Here is a 15031-nt window from a genome sequence, read left to right on the forward strand (position 1 = left end):
GGACAGCGGGCGTCCGACTGGCGAGACGGTCGTGTCCGCACCGTAGCCGCACCCGTGCGCACGAGCGTCCGGCGGACCCCCCGGGGTCGGCCGGGCGCTCGTGTCGTACCGCCATGCGGACGATCGCGTCTCGCCATGTGACACGGCGGTGACACGCCCGCCCCGTCCTCCCTACGATCGGCCCCATGCGGTACTCGACGAGCGTCCTCCGGCCGCGGGGACAAGCGGATCTCACCAAGCGGCGGGCAGTGGACCTGTGCCGCGTGGCCGCCATGCTCTGTCGTCCCTTCTGAGCGGAAGCCCCCGGCTCCCGCGTCCCTCATCCGCCCTGCCGAAGGGCATCCGTGTGCCGCTCGGGCACCGAGCGCACCCCTCTCTATACGCACGCCCCGCCGCGACTGCCCCGGAGGAGAAGAGCATGAGCCGCAGCGACGTCCTGGTCGACGCCGACTGGCTCCAGGAGCACCTGGACGACCCGACCATCGCCATCGTGGAAGTGGACGAGGACACGTCCGCCTACGAGAAGAACCACATCAAGAACGCGATCCGCATCGACTGGACCAAGGACCTCCAGGACCCGGTCCGCCGTGACTTCGTCGACCAGGAGGGCTTCGAGAAGCTCCTGTCGGAGAAGGGCATCGCCAACGACCACACGGTGGTCCTCTACGGCGGCAACAACAACTGGTTCGCGTCCTACGCCTACTGGTACTTCAAGCTCTACGGCCACGAGAACGTCAAGCTCCTCGACGGCGGCCGCAAGAAGTGGGAGCTGGACGCCCGCGAGCTGGTGGCCGGCGACGAGGTGCCGGAGCGCCCGAAGACCTCGTACCGGGCCAAGCCGCAGGACACCTCGATCCGTGCCTTCCGCGACGACGTCGTGGCGGCCATCGGCGCGCAGAACCTGGTCGACGTGCGCTCGCCCGACGAGTTCTCCGGCAAGCTGCTCGCCCCGGCCCACCTGCCGCAGGAGCAGTCGCAGCGTCCGGGCCACGTGCCGAGCGCGCGGAACATCCCGTGGTCGAAGAACGCCAACGACGACGGCACCTTCAAGTCGGACGAGGAGCTGAAGGCCCTCTACACCGAGGAGAACGTCGACCTCGCCAAGGACACGATCGCCTACTGCCGCATCGGTGAGCGCTCGGCCCTGACCTGGTTCGTGCTGCACGAGCTGCTGGGCGTGGAGAACGTCAAGAACTACGACGGTTCCTGGACCGAGTACGGCTCCCTGGTCGGCGTGCCGATCGAGCTCGGCGCCAACAAGTAAGTCCGCCCCCCTCAAACCCCTCAGGAGTACGACATGTGCGGAGCGAAGGCCGGCGGCCCGGACGCCTCGGCGATCAAGCCCGGTGAGACCACGATCCAGGGACAGGTGACCCGCGACGGCGAGCCGGTGACCGGTTACGTCCGGCTGCTGGACTCCACCGGCGAGTTCACCGCGGAGGTCCCCACCTCCGCGACCGGCCAGTTCCGCTTCTACGCGGCCGAGGGCACGTGGACGGTGCGCGCCCTGGTGCCGGGCGCGACCGCGGACCGCACGGTCGTCGCCCAGAAGGGCGGGCTCGCGGAGGTCGCCATCGCGGTCTGAGCGCGCTGGACCGGGCCCGTACCGACAGGGCTCACCGTGACGGCTGAAGGGCCGCATCCCCGGGGTTGGACGCCGGTGGGGATGCGGCCCTTCGGCATATGCCACACGAAAGCGTGAATGTGGAATACGAGGATGACGGAGTGAATTCCGAGCGCCACCGGAACGGGCTATTCCGCTACCATTTCCCGGACGCCACCCCTAATCTCCCCGTATGACAAATTCCGGTTACACGCAGATCCTGATCTACGCGCTCAACTACGCCGATCGCATGCTGGAAGAGGTGCCGTATCTGCGTTACTCCGCCGAGCGGAGCCTGGGTTATCTGTGGAGCCTGAAGGACCCGGCGCAAAGGGCCGTCGTCGTCACCTCGGAACCCGTCGACCCCTACACCCTCGAATATCATTTCCGTGATGTCTTCGGTTTTGACGACCGAATGATCGAAAGCGCCCGCGAGCGGCTGACCCTGCTCACCCCCGACGCCCGCCGGCCGCGTCCGCTGGACGACCTGGTCCTCGGCGACGACGGCCTCGTGGCCGCGCTGCGGGACGCGGCCGGCAAGACCGCGCGGGCCGGGATCGTGCACTTCATGGCGTCCGAGGCGCTGGACGAACTGGCCCGCAGGACCGGGGCCGAGCCGGACGAGGGCCACGCCTCCCTGGTCACCCGCTGGGGCGGCAAGGCGGGCAGCAAGGAGATCCTGCTGCGGGCCGGCGTGCCCGTGCCCGGCGGCGGGGCCGAGGCGCTGCGCAGCGAGGCGGAGGTGGACGCCGCGGTCCGGCGGCTGGCCGGCGGACCGGACCGGCCGCGGCACGTGCTGGTCAAGGTCAGCGCGAGCACCTGGGCGGCCTCGGTCGGCAATGTGCTGATCGACTGCCGGAAGTACACCGGCACCGGGGACCTGCTCGGCTCGGCCGAGGTGATCCGGATGTCCGCCGAGGAGTTCCACCGGGAGCTGGCCGGCGAGGGCGTGATCGTGGAGGAGTTCCTGGAGGACGTGGCCTCCTCCCCCAGCGGCCAGGGCCGCATCGGCGCGGACGGCACGGTGAAGGTGCTCGCCTGCCACGACCAGGTGCTCTCCGGGGGCCAGTACTGGGGCTGCCGGTACCCGGCCGAGGAGCGGTGGCAGGCCGCCATCACGGACGCGGTGGCCCGGACGGGGGAGCAGCTCGCCGCGCTCGGCCACCGGGGCAGCTTCGGCGTGGACTTCGTGATCGCCGGGGAGCGCGGGCCGCTCGCCGTGGAGATCAATCTGCGCAAGGTCGGCCCCAGCCACGTGCTGCGCTACGCCGAGGCCCTGGTCGGCCGGGAAGTGGGCGCGGACGGGCGGCTGCGCCGGCCGGACGGGCAGGCCATGTGCTACGTCCACGGCCGCATCCTCGATCCCGGGGCGCTGGGCCGGCTCGACCCGGAGAGCGCCGTGGCCCGGCTGCGCGCCGAGGACCTGCTGTACCGCCGGGACCGGGGCGAGGGCGTCGCGCTGCACGTCCTGGGCGCGCTGAGGACGTGCGGCTTCGTGGAACTCACCGCGCTGGCCCCCACGTTCGCGGCGGCCGAGCGCTACAGCGAGGCCGCGCGGTCCGTCCTGCTCGCACCCGCCGCCGGCTGACCGGCCGAGAGCGGGGGGGGTCCCCGGGACCCGCCCCGCCTCCTTCCCCGGCGCGCCGGTCAGCCGGGCCGCAGGGCCCGTTCGAAGGTCTCCACCACCGCCTGGGGCGGCTCGGTGCCGACGGAGACCCGCAGCATGTCCCGGTGCAGCCCGCGCTCGCGCAGCGCGGCCCGCCCCCGGGCGGTGGTGAGCAGGTCGTAGTGGGCGATGAAGACCTGCGGGGACGCCATGGTGAACTCCGCGCCGAAGCTGGGCCCCTTGGCCACCGCGAGCCGGTCGTAGACCTGCTCCAGGGGGACCTTGAGATCCACCATGAGCAGTCCGCCGGGACCGCCGGCGTCCCGGGCCACCTTGCGGTAGTTGGCGGCGGAGCGGGCATCGAGCGGCCAGCCGGTGGCGCGGACCACGTCCGGGTGGCGGTCCAGGCACTCGACGAGGGCGAGGGCGCCCGCGTTCACCCGTTCCATCCGCTCGGCGTAGCCGCGGATGCGGGCGGCCACCCGGGCCGTGTCCCGGCGGTAGGGCTCGTCGCCGTACCGCGGCAGCACGGACAGCAGGTCCCGCGCGAACGGGGAGCCGGGCGCGACCACCACCGCGCCCATCAGCACGTCGGCGGATCCGGTGGCGTACTTGGTCAGGCTCTCGCAGACCACGTCGGCGTACGGCACCACGTCGACGTTGTGCGGGGTGGCGATCGTCGCGTCGATGACCAGCGCGCAGCCGGCCCGGTCGGCGATCTCGCGCAGCGCCGGCAGGTCGGGAACGCTCAGCCCCGGGTTGCTCGGGATCTCCGCGACGATGCCGGCCAGTTCGCCCGCGTGCGCGGCGGCGACCCGGGCGACCTCCGCCAGGTCGAAGGGGTCGGGGACGGTGGTGTGCTCGGCGTCCACGACCTTCTTCTCGAACAGGTGCATGGTGTCGAAGAAGATCCAGCCGAGCTGGAGCCAGCGGCGCCGCCCGCTGTCCCGCTGGATCTCCGTGACCGCCTCGATGGCCGCCGCCACCGCGTTCATGCCGCTGTTGCGCAGCGCCACGTACGCCGGTCCGGGCACGCCGTAGGCGTCGGCGAGGGCCGCCGCGACGGCCTTGCCGGGCGACTCGTCCACCGTCTCCTCGGGCTGCCGGCCGTCGATCAGGCCCGCGTCCCACAGCACGTCCTCCGCCTGCCGGGAGGACAGGTGGCCGCCGGTGTGCATGACGTGGGCCCGCGCCCGCGCCGCCTGCGGCCCCCCGGCGGGCAGCCGCACCCCGGACAGGACGTGTCCGCCGAGGGTGAGGTCGCGCACCGCGTCGGGCGGCAGGCCCGCGTAGGCCGCGGCGGCCCGCGCCGCGCGCGCCGAGCGGGTCGGCAGCAGCGCCGCGCCCGGCTCCCCGTCCTCCCGGGCGGCCAGCTCCGCCACCCGGGCCACGTACGGGTGGGGCCTGAAGCGCGGGTAGCCCCAGGGGATGCGGCTCAGGGTGGCCGGGTCGTGCGACTCGTAGCCGATGACCGAGGCCACGTCGGGGATGGAGACGGACACCGAGTGCACGGACCCGGGGACGGGCCGGCCGGCGGCGATGTGCCGCAGGCCGTCGGCCGGCCCGGTGGTGCCGGATGCCGCTGGGCTCATGCGTCGAGGCCCACGAGCCGCTGCACACCGTCCCAGTAGTCCTCCACCAGCCCGAGGAACTCGTAGGCGCCCGACTCGAACTCGGCGCGGGTGGCGGCCGAGTGGACGTAGGGGGCGATGGCGTTGAAGACGGAGTTGCTGTGCCCGACCTCGACGTCGATGTGCAGCTGCCAGAAGTGGCGCAGGTCGTCGTCGTAGCCCTGGTTGCGCAGCCCGTCGTTGATCTTCGAGACCATGATGGACGACATGGTCTCGTCGGCGTAGAGCGCGCCGAGGGCCTTGTGGATCGGCGACTCGGTGTACAGGACCCGGATGCCGTCGTTGAGCCGCTTGGTGACCTCCAGCGGTTCGTAGCCGTCCAGGTGCTCCTTGTCGATGCCGATCCGGGCGAGGAAGTCGGCGAAGAGCGTGGAGTGCGTGACCTCGCCGCCGACCTCGTCCGCCACGTTCAGGATGATCTCCCGCAGGATCATCTCGTCGCGCGTCTTGACCGCCATCCCCGTGATGTAGAAGGGGAGGTAGCGGAAGAAGTAGTAGCACTCGCTGAACATCAGGCGCTCCTGCTCGGGGGTGAGCGCCGTGGTGCGGTACGCGTTCAGGTACGGGTGCTCGACGCCCCGGTGCGAGGCGATCTTCGCGAGCACGCCGTCCAGGTAGTCCTTGACCTCCGGGTCCTGCACGGCGATCCGCCGGCGGATGCCCGGCTCCACGTGGTCGAAGTGGTCCGTCAGCGGCTTGGCTTCGGGGGTGTTCAGATCGGTCATGGTGGTCCCTCGTCGCGGGAGAAGGCGTGGCAAAGCGGGGGGAAAGCGGAGGAAAGCGGAGAGGTGCGACAGGCCCTGGCCGGGCCGGGGGAACGGGTGCCGGTCACTCCTCCAGGGCGGCGGCGGCCGACACGTCGGCGTCCTCCCACCAGCGGTCGTCGCCCTGGAGCTCGCGCCGCAGGTCCCGCTCGCCCGCCCACGTCATGTTGAGGATGATGCGGGTGGTGTCCTCGCGCAGCGGAATCGTGCGGTGGAGCGTGGTGTCGGTGCGCAGGAAATACACGTCGCCCGACAGGAAGTGGTACGTGTGGATGGGGTTGTCGACCAGGTACTGGTGGATCTGCGGGTCGTCCTTGTTCCATTCCGTGTGCGGCACGCACTGGAGCATGCCGCCGACCTCTATGGGCGGGGCCTGGAGGACCCATATCAGGGCGAAGCTGAAATCGCCCCAGTGCCAGCCGTGCGTGTCCCCGCTCCGTTCCTGCCGGGTGATGAGGAATTCCTCGTCGGCCTTGGGGCAGGGGTGGAGTTTCTCGCCGGCGATGCGCTCCAGCGCGCCGAGCAGTTCGGGATTCGCGTAGATCGAGGTCACCAGTTCGCTGTTGCCGGCGATCGTCTCGCTCTGCACCACGGACATCGAGCGACGGGTGTAGCCGGTGGTCTGGAGGCGGAGGTCGCGCCGCTCGGCGTACTTCTCCAGCAGCCGGTCCGCCTCGGCCCGTACGCTTTTGCGGGTCTCTTCTCGGATCAGATCGGTGACGGTGACGATGCCGTACCGGTGGTAGTGGTGCGCCAAGCGGCGGATGGCGCTCGGCTCCAGGGAGTTGACGACAGTGCTTTCCTGCCCATTGCTGCTCACGGTGATCTCCCATGCTCGGCTGGGGATTACGTGCTCGGCGAAGACGACGCGCGTCTGGGCCCGGTGAAGACTCCTGAAGAGGCTAGATAGGGGTCAGAGCCTGATCAACGGTTGCCGATCCGGAAGGCGCGTTTTACGGCCAAGAGCATCTGCCGGAACCGCGACGATCAGGGAAAACGCAGGCCGGCGGGCCGGCGGCGCGGAATTGGATCTCCGGGGGAATTCCCCGGAGGGCCGGCCGGTCCGCACGGGCGGCAACCCCTGGGACGGAAGGGGGCCGTGTGGCCGGGTGGATTGGCCCGATGCCTACCGGCCCCATATGCCCAGGGCATGGGCGGACCGGGCTAGCCCAGCGCGCGGCCCAGCGCCCACACCACGGGGGCCGCCGCCGACAGCGGCAGGGCGACGCCCGCCGTGAAGTGCACGAACCGGGACGGGTAGTCGTAGCTCGCCACCCGGTGGCCGATCAGCGCGCACACCCCGGCCGCCGCGCCGAGGACGGCGCCCTTGGTGCCGAGGCCGGTCATGCCGCCCACCACGACGCCCGCGCCCGCCGCCGCGAGCAGCGCGACCACGACCCGGGCCGGGCCCGGCAGGGGCAGGGCGCGGGCCACGACCGCCGCCGCGACGGCCGCCGCGCCCACCGACACCTCGTGCGCGCCCGCGGCCAGGTAGCCGGTGGCCAGCACCGCGAGGGCCGCCGAGACGACCGTGGCCATCAGGCCGCTGAGCCGCTCGTCCGGCGAGGCGTGCGAGCGCAGCTGGAGGACGAGGGAGAGCAGCACCCACAGGCCGAGCGAGCCGAGGATGGCCACCAGGGCGTGGTCGCGGCCGGCCGCGAGGACCGCCGCGTCGGCCGTCAGCGCGCCCGCGAAGGCCAGCGCGATGCCCTGCCGGGCGGGCCACATGCCGTTCAACCGGAACCAGCCCGCGGCCGTCACCGCCTGGAGCACCACGAGCGGCACGACCAGGGCGTACGACGCGACGGGCGCCGCCGCGGCCAGCAGCAGGCCCAGCAGCGCGGTGAGCGCGGCCGGCTGCATGCCGGGCTCGATGATCGGCGAACGTCCCTCCAGGCGGGCCCGCTGCGCGTCGGTGATCCGGGCGTTGCCGGCGAGGGTGGCGGGGCCGTAGGCGGGCTCGTCGGCCGGCTCGGCGCCGCCGGCCGCGACGGGGGCGGCCGGGGCGACCGGTGCGGGCGCCGGGGCCGGGGCGGGAGTCGCCGCCGGGACCGGTCCGGATCCCTGAGCGGGGGCGTACGCCCCGGCGTACGAATCGTTGTGCGCCCCGGTGTGCATACCGGCGTGCGCCCCTTCATACGCTCCCGCGTACGGGTCCGTGTACGGGTCCGTGTACTGCTGGACCTGCTGCGGCTGCCGGTACTGCGGCTGCGGCTGCGGCTGCCGGTACTGGACCTGCGGTTCCCGGTACTGGGCCTGCGGCTCCTGGTACTGCGCCTGCGGCTCCTGGTAGTACGGCTGCTGGTACCCCGCCTGCTGCTCCTGCCGCGGCGGGTACGGCGTCTGTTCCGCCGGCACCGCCGGGTGCGTCTGGGTCTCCCAGGTCTGGCCCTGCCACTGCTGGGTCGTCTCGGGATCGTGCCCGTACTGCTGCTCGTGTCCGGGCCACTGCTGCTGATAGGGGTCGTGGCCCTGGTACGGGCCGCCCTCGTACGGCTGGTCGGTCATGCTCACCCTCCTGCGAACGGCGGGAGCACCTCGACCGTGCCGCCGTCGGCCAGCCGTACCGTCTCATGCGCGCGGGTCCCGACGGGATCGCCGTCGACGAGGAAGGAGCAACGCTGGAGCACGCGGGTGAGTTCACCGGGGTGCCGCGCGCGGACGGCGGCCAGCGCACCGGCCAGCGTGTCCGCCTCGTACGGCTCCTCGGCGACCTCGGCGGCGGCCTTGGCGGCGGCCCAGTAGCGGACCGTGACCTTGGGCATCTGAATCCTCAATCGACGGCAAGAACGAGAAAAGTCAAAGACAGTGTGAGTCAGGCTAGCCCGCCGCCGACACCGCCCAGTTACCGATCCGGGCCACCAGGGCGTCGTCCGCCGCGTGCTCGGCGTGGCCCATGCCCGCCTCGATCCACAGTTCGCCGTGGTCGCCGGCCGCCTCGGCGAGCATCCGGGGGTGGTCCAGCGGGAAGTAGCCGTCGCGGTCGCCGTGCACGAGGAGCAGCGGGGCCGGGGCGATCCGGGGGACGGCCTGCACCGGGGAGAGCGGGACCGGGTCCCAGTCGCGGTGGTGGATGCGGGTGCGCAGGCCGTAGCGCCCGACCAGGCGGCCCTCGGGGCGGGTGACCAGCCAGTGCAGCCGGCGCATGGGGGCGGTGCCCCGGTAGTACCAGCGGGCGGGCGCGCTCACCGAGACCACGGCGTCCACCGTGCCGGGTCGCAGCGCCGCGTGCCGCAGGACCACCGAGCCGCCCATGGAGAAGCCGACGGTGACCACGCGCGCGTGCCCGAGACGGCGGGCCCACTCCACGGCGGCGGCGAGGTCCAGCACCTCCTTGTCGCCGACGGTGGACCGGCCGCCGGAGCGTCCGTGGCCCCTAAAGGAGAAGGTGACGACCGCTCCGCGGTCGCGCAGCACGCCGGCCACCCGGCGCACGTGCGGCCGGTCCACGTCCCCGGTGAAGCCGTGGGCGATCACGAACGCGAGACCGCGGGAGCCCGGAGCGGCGGCTTCCAAAGGGTCGGCAAAGCCTTCGTATACGGCACCGGCGCCCGGATCGTATACGGATTCGACCGGCACGCCGTCTGCCGTGCGGAGAAAGACCCGGACCTGGCCACTTCCGATCGTCCCGTAATCCGGACGATCGGCGGGACGGGCCGCATCACCTGCCGATCGGTTGTTCATGTGGGCTATTCTGCTGGCAGAGGACTCGGGCAGCGTAGCCCCCGGGTCCTTTTGTGCTTTCGGAAGCGTTGTATACGAGCGGGATTCCCCAGGGTCCCGCGGGTGTACGGGGCCTTCGGGATCGCAGAGCAGTGCCCGTCCGCACAGCGTCCTCGCAGGGACCGAGGAGGAACCAGACGTATGAGTTCTCTGCTGCTCCTGACCAACGCCCTTCAACCGTCGACAGAGGTGCTGCCCGCCCTCGGTCTGCTCCTGCACAACGTGCGGGTGGCCCCGGCGGAGGGCCCCGCGCTGGTCGACACGCCGGGTGCCGACGTCATCCTCGTCGACGGCCGCCGCGACCTGCCCCAGGTGCGCAGCCTGTGCCAGCTGCTGCGCTCCACCGGCCCCGGCTGTCCGCTGGTCCTCGTCGTCACCGAGGGCGGCCTCGCCGCCGTGACCGCCGACTGGGGCATCGACGACGTCCTGCTCGACACCGCCGGTCCCGCGGAGGTCGAGGCCCGGCTGCGCCTCGCCATGGGCCGCCAGCAGATCGTCAACGACGACTCGCCCATGGAGATCCGCAACGGCGACCTGTCCGTGGACGAGGCCACCTACTCCGCCAAGCTCAAGGGCCGGGTCCTGGACCTGACCTTCAAGGAGTTCGAGCTGCTCAAGTACCTCGCGCAGCACCCGGGCCGGGTCTTCACCCGCGCCCAGCTGCTCCAGGAGGTGTGGGGCTACGACTACTTCGGCGGCACCCGGACGGTCGACGTGCACGTACGGCGGCTGCGGGCCAAGCTCGGCCCGGAGCACGAGTCGCTGATCGGCACCGTCCGGAACGTCGGTTACCGGTTCGTCACGCCCGAGAAGACCGACCGGTCCGCCGAGGAGGCCAAGGGCAAGGCCGCAAGGGCGAAGGCGGAACAGGCGGGCGCGACCGCCGTGCCCACCGGTGCCGAGGTGCCCGCCGAGGCCTGACCGGTCCCCGGGCGCCGCTCGGGCGGGGCCCGGCCACCGCCGGGTCTCCTGGCCGCCTGGTGATACGCCCTGCCCAGAAGGGGTCCATCCGCGTAGACTCCGCGCGTGGCCAAGGTGACTCGGGATGACGTGGCACGGCTGGCTGGGACCTCCACCGCCGTCGTCAGTTATGTCATCAACAACGGACCCCGGCCGGTCGCCCCGGCCACGCGCGAGCGCGTCCTCGCCGCGATCAAGGAACTGGGGTACCGGCCCGACCGGGTGGCGCAGGCCATGGCCTCGCGCCGCACCGACCTCATAGGACTGATCATCCCCGACGCCCGCCAGCCGTTCTTCGGCGAGATGGCGCACGCGGTCGAGCAGGCCGCCTCCGAGCGCGGGAAGATGGTGCTGGTCGGCAACACCGACTACATCGGCGAGCGCGAGGTGCACTACCTGCGGGCCTTCCTCGGGATGCGGGTCTCGGGCCTGATCCTCGTCTCCCACGCGCTGAACGACCTCGCCGCCGCCGAGATCGACGCCTGGGACGCCCGGATCGTGCTGCTGCACGAGCGGCCGGAGGCCATCGACGACGTGGCCGTGGTGACGGACGACCTCGGCGGCGCCCAGCTCGCGGTCAGGCACCTGCTGGAGCACGGCTACCCATACGTGGCCTGCATGGGCGGCACCGCGCAGACCCCGGCCGTCGGCGACCCGGTCTCCGACCACGTCGAGGGCTGGAAGCGGGCCATGGCGGAGGCGGGGCTGCCCATCGAGGGCCGGTTGTTCGAGGCGCCGTACAACCGCTACGACGCCTACCGCGTCGCCCTGGACATCCTCGCCGGGCCCCGGCGCCCGCCGGCGGTCTTCTGCTCCACCGACGACCAGGCCATCGGTCTGCTGCGGGCCGCGCGCGAGCTGCGCATCGACGTGCCGGGCGAGCTGGGGGTGGCCGGGTTCGACGACATCAAGGAGGCCGCGCTCGCCGATCCGCCGCTGACCACGGTGGCCTCCGACCGGTCGGCGATGGCCCGGGCGGCGGTCGACCTGGTCCTGGACGACGGCCTGCGCGTGGCGGGCTCCCGCCGGGAGCGGCTGAAGACGTTCCCGTCCCGCCTGGTGGTACGCCAGAGCTGCGGGTGCGAGGGCTGAGGGACACGCCCCCTCCCCGTCTTCATATCGGGCAAACGCGGTTCTGCCGGGCTTCTCAGCGTGCACTCAGGAAGCTCTCATGGTCACGGGGGACTCTTGTGACATGACCGAGAGCCAGGGCACTTACGAGCAGCCGTTCTCTTCCCCCGCCTACTCCGTGAACCCCGAGTGGCCGCCCCCGCCGCCGCACCCGCCGGCGCCGGAGCCGGGGCCGGGGAAGAAGCGGACCCGCGGACCGGTGGCCCTGCTCGCGGCCGTCGCGCTGGTGGCGGCGGCGGTCGGCGGCGCCACGGCCTACACGGTCCAGGAGCTGACCGGCAAGGACGCGGCCGCCGCCGTCGGCGCCCCCGCGGTGCCTACGGCCAAGCGCGGCGACGTCGCCGCGATCGCCGCCGCGGTCGGCCCGAGCGTGGTCGAGATCAACGCGACCCTCGCGGGCGGCTCCTCCACCGGCTCCGGCGTGATCATCGGCTCGGGCGGCGAGATCGTCACCAACAACCACGTCGTCTCCGGCGCCACCTCGGTGAAGGTGCGCACCAGCGACGGCGGGAGCCACACCGCCGAGGTGCTCGGCACCGACGCCTCCAAGGACCTCGCGCTGATCAAGGTGCGGGGGGCCAAGGGCCTGAAGGCGGCGGCGCTCGGCGACTCCGACGCCGTGCGGGTCGGCGACCCGGTCGTCGCCATCGGCTCCCCCGAGGGCCTGACCGGCACCGTGACCAGCGGCATCGTGTCCGCCCTGGACCGGGACGTCACCGTCTCCACCGACGAGAACAAGGGCCGGGGACAGGGCCAGGACGGCGACGGCCAGTGGCCGTTCCAGTTCGGCGGCCGTGAGTTCAACGGCGACACCGGCTCGTCCACCACCACCTACAAGGCGATACAGACCGACGCGTCCCTGAACCCGGGCAACTCCGGCGGCGCGCTGTTCGACGCGAACGGCCGGGTCATCGGCATCAACTCCGCGATGTACTCCTCGGGTTCGCAGGCGTCCTCGTCCTCGGACGCGGGCAGCATCGGTCTCGGCTTCGCCATCCCGGTCAACACCGTCAAGTCCGACCTGGCCGCACTGCGGTCGGGCGGCACCAGCTAGACCACTCAGCGCGCCCAGCCGGCGCACGAGTCAGCAAGGAGCAGGTCATGATCAAGCACGTTCCCCACCGCATGGCCGAACGCGGCCCCGCCGGCCTCACCCTCGCCCTGTCCATCGTGTCCGAGCTGCACGTGCCCGTCCCGCCGCCCCGCGCCCCGGAGGTGGCGCCCGACGCCGTGACCCCGGTCCCGCAGCTGATGGGCCTGCGCACCTCCGCCGTCCGCCGGCACCGCCGCAAGGTTCCGCTGCACCGGCTGAGCACGGTCCGGACCTGACCGGCCCGCGCGTCCCCCGGCGGCCCGCGGGACGTGGCACGCTGAGAGACGTCCGCACCCGCCCCACCGCACCCCGAGGAACCGCGAGCGATGAGCCCCGCCGATGGCGACCGTGACCCCCAGCGCATCCTGATCGTCGACGACGAGCCGGCCGTGCGCGAGGCCCTGCAGCGCAGCCTGGCCTTCGAGGGGTACGACACCGAGGTCGCCGTCGACGGGGCGGACGCCCTGGAGAAGGCGGGCGCCTACCGGCCGGACCTGCTCGTGCTGGACATCCAGATGCCCCGCATGGACGGCCTGACGGCGGCCCGCCGCATCCGGGGCACCGGGGACACCACCCCGATCCTGATGCTCACCGCCCGCGACACGGTCGGCGACCGGGTCACCGGCCTGGACGCGGGCGCCGACGACTACCTGGTCAAGCCGTTCGAGCTGGACGAGCTGTTCGCCCGGATCCGCGCCCTGCTGCGCCGCAGCTCCTACGCGGCGGCGGTGTCCGCCGAGGCCCGGCAGGACGAGGCGCTGACCTTCGCCGACCTGCGCATGAACCTGGCCACCCGGGAGGTGACCCGGGGCGGCCGGCCGGTGGAGCTGACCCGCACCGAGTTCACCCTGCTGGAGATGTTCATGGCCCACCCGCGCCAGGTGCTCACCCGGGAGCAGATCCTGAAGGCGGTATGGGGCTTCGACTTCGAGCCGTCCTCCAACTCGCTGGACGTGTACGTGATGTACCTGCGCCGCAAGACCGAGGCGGGCGGCGAGCCGCGCCTGGTGCACACCGTGCGGGGCGTGGGCTACGTCCTGAGGCAGGGCGGCGCCGAGTGAGGCGTCTGGTGCGCCGGTACCGGGCGCTGCCGATCCGGGCCCGGCTGGCGATGCTGGTCGCGGCGGCAGTGGCGTTCGCGGTGGCGGCGGTGTCGATGACCTGCTGGTTCATCGTGGAACGCAAGCTGTACGACCAGGTGGACGAGGATCTGCGCAAGTCGCTGAAGAACACGACGCAGTCCGACCAGGTGCTGCTGGCCCTCACCCGCTGCACGGACACCGCGCCGTCCGACAACCCCTTCCGGGACCGGTACTCCCAGGTGGTGACGGAGGACGGCAAGGTCTGCCTGTTCGGGGGCGCCTCGGCGAAGATCGACGTCACCGAGGCGGACAAGTCGGAGATCCGGCACCTGGACGTCAACACGCTCTACTTCCGCAACGGCACCGACAGCGAGGGCAACGACGTACGGGTGCTCACGCGGCCCCTGCTCGCGACCGCGTCCACGACCGGTGAGCGCGGGCCCAATGTCGGGGTGCTCGTCGCCATCCCGCTCAAGAGCACGCAGCAGAACCTCAGCGACCTCGCCCTGATCCTGCTGCTGGTGTCGGCCATCGGGGTCCTCGGCGCCGGCGCGGCCGGGCTCGCGGTGGCGCGGGTCGGGCTGCGCCCGGTGGACCGGCTCACCGAGGCCGTGGAGCACGTCGCGCGGACCGAGGACCTGAGCGTGCGCATCCCGGTGGAGGAGGACAGCGAGGACGAGGTGGCCCGGCTGTCCCGGTCGTTCAACTCGATGACCGCCTCGCTGGCCAGTTCCCGGGACCTCCAGCAGCAGCTGATCGCCGACGCCGGGCACGAACTGCGGACGCCCCTGACGTCGCTGCGGACCAACATCGAGCTGCTGACCCGCAGCGAGGAGACGGGCCGGCCGCTGCCGCCCGAGGACCGCAAGGCGCTGCTCGCCTCGGTGAAGGCGCAGATGACCGAGCTGGCCGCGCTGATCGGCGACCTCCAGGAGCTGTCCCGCTCGGAGGGGCAGCGCGGGGAGCGGGTCCAGGTAGTCTCCTTCCGGGACACCGTGGAGGCCGCCCTGCGCCGGGCCCGGCTGCGCGGCCCGGAGCTGTCGATCACCGCCGACCTGGAGCCCTGGTACGTCCGGGCGGAGCCGTCCGCGCTGGAGCGGGCCGTGGTCAACATCCTGGACAACGCGGTGAAGTTCAGCCCCGAGGGCGGCACGGTCGAGGTGGGCCTGCACGAGGGCGTGCTGACGGTCCGCGACCACGGTCCCGGCATCCCCGAGCAGGAACTCCCGCACGTCTTCGACCGCTTCTGGCGCTCCCCCGGTGCCCGCGCGCTGCCCGGCTCCGGTCTCGGCCTGTCCATCGTGGCCCGTACGGTCCGGCAGGCGGGCGGCGAGGTCACCCTGGCCCGCGCCGAGGGCACCGGCACGGTGGCCACGGTCCGCCTGCCGGGCGCCCCGACCCCGCCGCCCGAGTCCCCGGAGACCGCGGCCGGCTGACC

General features: G+C 72.5%; 16 protein-coding genes. 10 read left to right on the forward strand and 6 right to left on the reverse strand.

The window, feature by feature from the left end; translation table 11 throughout:
- Positions 1-185: 185 nt before the first annotated feature.
- From ACZ63H_RS25600 to besA, 4 genes are all read left to right on the forward strand, one after another.
- The gene (locus ACZ63H_RS25600) at positions 186-293 is read left to right on the forward strand and encodes an Ms5788A family Cys-rich leader peptide (protein ID WP_351326910.1); all 108 of its coding nucleotides are present in this window, start codon (positions 186-188) and stop codon (positions 291-293) included.
- 125 nt (positions 294-418) lie between these two features.
- Positions 419-1264, forward strand: coding sequence for a sulfurtransferase (locus ACZ63H_RS25605; protein WP_469868762.1), 846 nt, complete (start codon positions 419-421; stop codon positions 1262-1264).
- A 33-nt stretch (positions 1265-1297) separates the two neighbouring features.
- Positions 1298-1585 (forward strand): DUF1416 domain-containing protein, encoded by a 288-nt coding sequence (locus ACZ63H_RS25610; RefSeq protein WP_030792004.1) that lies wholly within the window; start codon positions 1298-1300, stop codon positions 1583-1585.
- 211 nt (positions 1586-1796) lie between these two features.
- On the forward strand, positions 1797-3191 hold the full coding sequence (gene besA, locus ACZ63H_RS25615; RefSeq protein WP_469868764.1) for an L-propargylglycine--L-glutamate ligase BesA: 1395 nt from the start codon (positions 1797-1799) through the stop codon (positions 3189-3191).
- Between the two features lie 59 nt (positions 3192-3250).
- Here the strand turns inward: besA and besB are convergent, their stop codons facing one another.
- From besB to ACZ63H_RS25645, 6 genes are all read right to left on the reverse strand, one after another.
- Positions 3251-4801, reverse strand: a complete 1551-nt coding sequence (besB, locus tag ACZ63H_RS25620; protein ID WP_469868766.1) for an L-2-amino-4-chloropent-4-enoate dechlorinase/desaturase BesB — start codon at positions 4799-4801, stop codon at positions 3251-3253.
- Positions 4798-5565, reverse strand: coding sequence for a 4-chloro-allylglycine synthase BesC (gene besC / locus ACZ63H_RS25625; RefSeq protein WP_469868768.1), 768 nt, complete (start codon positions 5563-5565; stop codon positions 4798-4800). The genes besB and besC overlap by 4 nt, the downstream gene beginning before the upstream one ends.
- 103 nt (positions 5566-5668) lie before the next feature.
- On the reverse strand, positions 5669-6424 hold the full coding sequence (gene besD, locus ACZ63H_RS25630) for an L-lysine 4-chlorinase BesD (protein WP_469868770.1): 756 nt from the start codon (positions 6422-6424) through the stop codon (positions 5669-5671).
- A 344-nt stretch (positions 6425-6768) separates the two neighbouring features.
- On the reverse strand, positions 6769-8112 hold the full coding sequence (locus ACZ63H_RS25635; protein WP_469868772.1) for a hypothetical protein: 1344 nt from the start codon (positions 8110-8112) through the stop codon (positions 6769-6771).
- Between the two features lie 2 nt (positions 8113-8114).
- Positions 8115-8369: a MoaD/ThiS family protein gene (locus ACZ63H_RS25640; protein WP_318202714.1), complete on the reverse strand. Its 255-nt coding sequence runs from the start codon at positions 8367-8369 to the stop codon at positions 8115-8117.
- A 55-nt stretch (positions 8370-8424) separates the two neighbouring features.
- Complete coding sequence (locus ACZ63H_RS25645) at positions 8425-9288, reverse strand: alpha/beta hydrolase (protein ID WP_469868774.1); 864 nt, start codon at positions 9286-9288, stop codon at positions 8425-8427.
- A 180-nt stretch (positions 9289-9468) separates the two neighbouring features.
- Here ACZ63H_RS25645 and ACZ63H_RS25650 point away from each other — a divergent pair, with 180 nt between their 5' ends.
- The 6 genes from ACZ63H_RS25650 to ACZ63H_RS25675 all read left to right on the forward strand — a co-directional run bounded on the left by ACZ63H_RS25650 (position 9469) and on the right by ACZ63H_RS25675 (position 15029).
- Entirely contained in the window at positions 9469-10248 is a 780-nt protein-coding gene (locus tag ACZ63H_RS25650) for a response regulator transcription factor (RefSeq protein ID WP_469868776.1), read from the forward strand.
- A 105-nt stretch (positions 10249-10353) separates the two neighbouring features.
- Positions 10354-11379, forward strand: coding sequence for a LacI family DNA-binding transcriptional regulator (locus ACZ63H_RS25655; protein WP_469868778.1), 1026 nt, complete (start codon positions 10354-10356; stop codon positions 11377-11379).
- A gap of 103 nt (positions 11380-11482) precedes the next feature.
- On the forward strand, positions 11483-12472 hold the full coding sequence (locus tag ACZ63H_RS25660; RefSeq protein ID WP_469868780.1) for a S1C family serine protease: 990 nt from the start codon (positions 11483-11485) through the stop codon (positions 12470-12472).
- Between the two features lie 47 nt (positions 12473-12519).
- A complete protein-coding gene (locus tag ACZ63H_RS25665; protein ID WP_469868782.1) occupies positions 12520-12747 on the forward strand; it encodes a hypothetical protein in 228 nt (75 codons plus the stop codon).
- A 90-nt stretch (positions 12748-12837) separates the two neighbouring features.
- Entirely contained in the window at positions 12838-13572 is a 735-nt protein-coding gene (locus tag ACZ63H_RS25670) for a response regulator transcription factor (protein ID WP_469868784.1), read from the forward strand.
- A complete protein-coding gene (locus ACZ63H_RS25675) occupies positions 13569-15029 on the forward strand; it encodes a HAMP domain-containing sensor histidine kinase (protein WP_469868786.1) in 1461 nt (486 codons plus the stop codon). Before ACZ63H_RS25670 ends, ACZ63H_RS25675 begins: the two co-directional genes overlap by 4 nt.
- Positions 15030-15031 lie beyond the last annotated feature (2 nt).

It is taken from the genome of Streptomyces sp. NPDC104831, from assembly GCF_055583025.1.

Coding starts and splice junctions, on each gene's coding strand:
- ACZ63H_RS25635 (WP_469868772.1), bottom strand. CDS start 8,112: ATGACCGACCAGCCGTACGAGGGCGGCCCGTACCAGGGCCACGACCCC.
- ACZ63H_RS25650 (WP_469868776.1), top strand. CDS start 9,469: ATGAGTTCTCTGCTGCTCCTGACCAACGCCCTTCAACCGTCGACAGAG.
- besA (WP_469868764.1), top strand. CDS start 1,797: ATGACAAATTCCGGTTACACGCAGATCCTGATCTACGCGCTCAACTAC.
- ACZ63H_RS25600 (WP_351326910.1), top strand. CDS start 186: ATGCGGTACTCGACGAGCGTCCTCCGGCCGCGGGGACAAGCGGATCTC.
- ACZ63H_RS25605 (WP_469868762.1), top strand. CDS start 419: ATGAGCCGCAGCGACGTCCTGGTCGACGCCGACTGGCTCCAGGAGCAC.
- ACZ63H_RS25660 (WP_469868780.1), top strand. CDS start 11,483: ATGACCGAGAGCCAGGGCACTTACGAGCAGCCGTTCTCTTCCCCCGCC.
- besC (WP_469868768.1), bottom strand. CDS start 5,565: ATGACCGATCTGAACACCCCCGAAGCCAAGCCGCTGACGGACCACTTC.
- ACZ63H_RS25670 (WP_469868784.1), top strand. CDS start 12,838: ATGAGCCCCGCCGATGGCGACCGTGACCCCCAGCGCATCCTGATCGTC.
- ACZ63H_RS25640 (WP_318202714.1), bottom strand. CDS start 8,369: ATGCCCAAGGTCACGGTCCGCTACTGGGCCGCCGCCAAGGCCGCCGCC.
- ACZ63H_RS25665 (WP_469868782.1), top strand. CDS start 12,520: ATGATCAAGCACGTTCCCCACCGCATGGCCGAACGCGGCCCCGCCGGC.
- ACZ63H_RS25645 (WP_469868774.1), bottom strand. CDS start 9,288: ATGAACAACCGATCGGCAGGTGATGCGGCCCGTCCCGCCGATCGTCCG.
- ACZ63H_RS25610 (WP_030792004.1), top strand. CDS start 1,298: ATGTGCGGAGCGAAGGCCGGCGGCCCGGACGCCTCGGCGATCAAGCCC.
- besB (WP_469868766.1), bottom strand. CDS start 4,801: ATGAGCCCAGCGGCATCCGGCACCACCGGGCCGGCCGACGGCCTGCGG.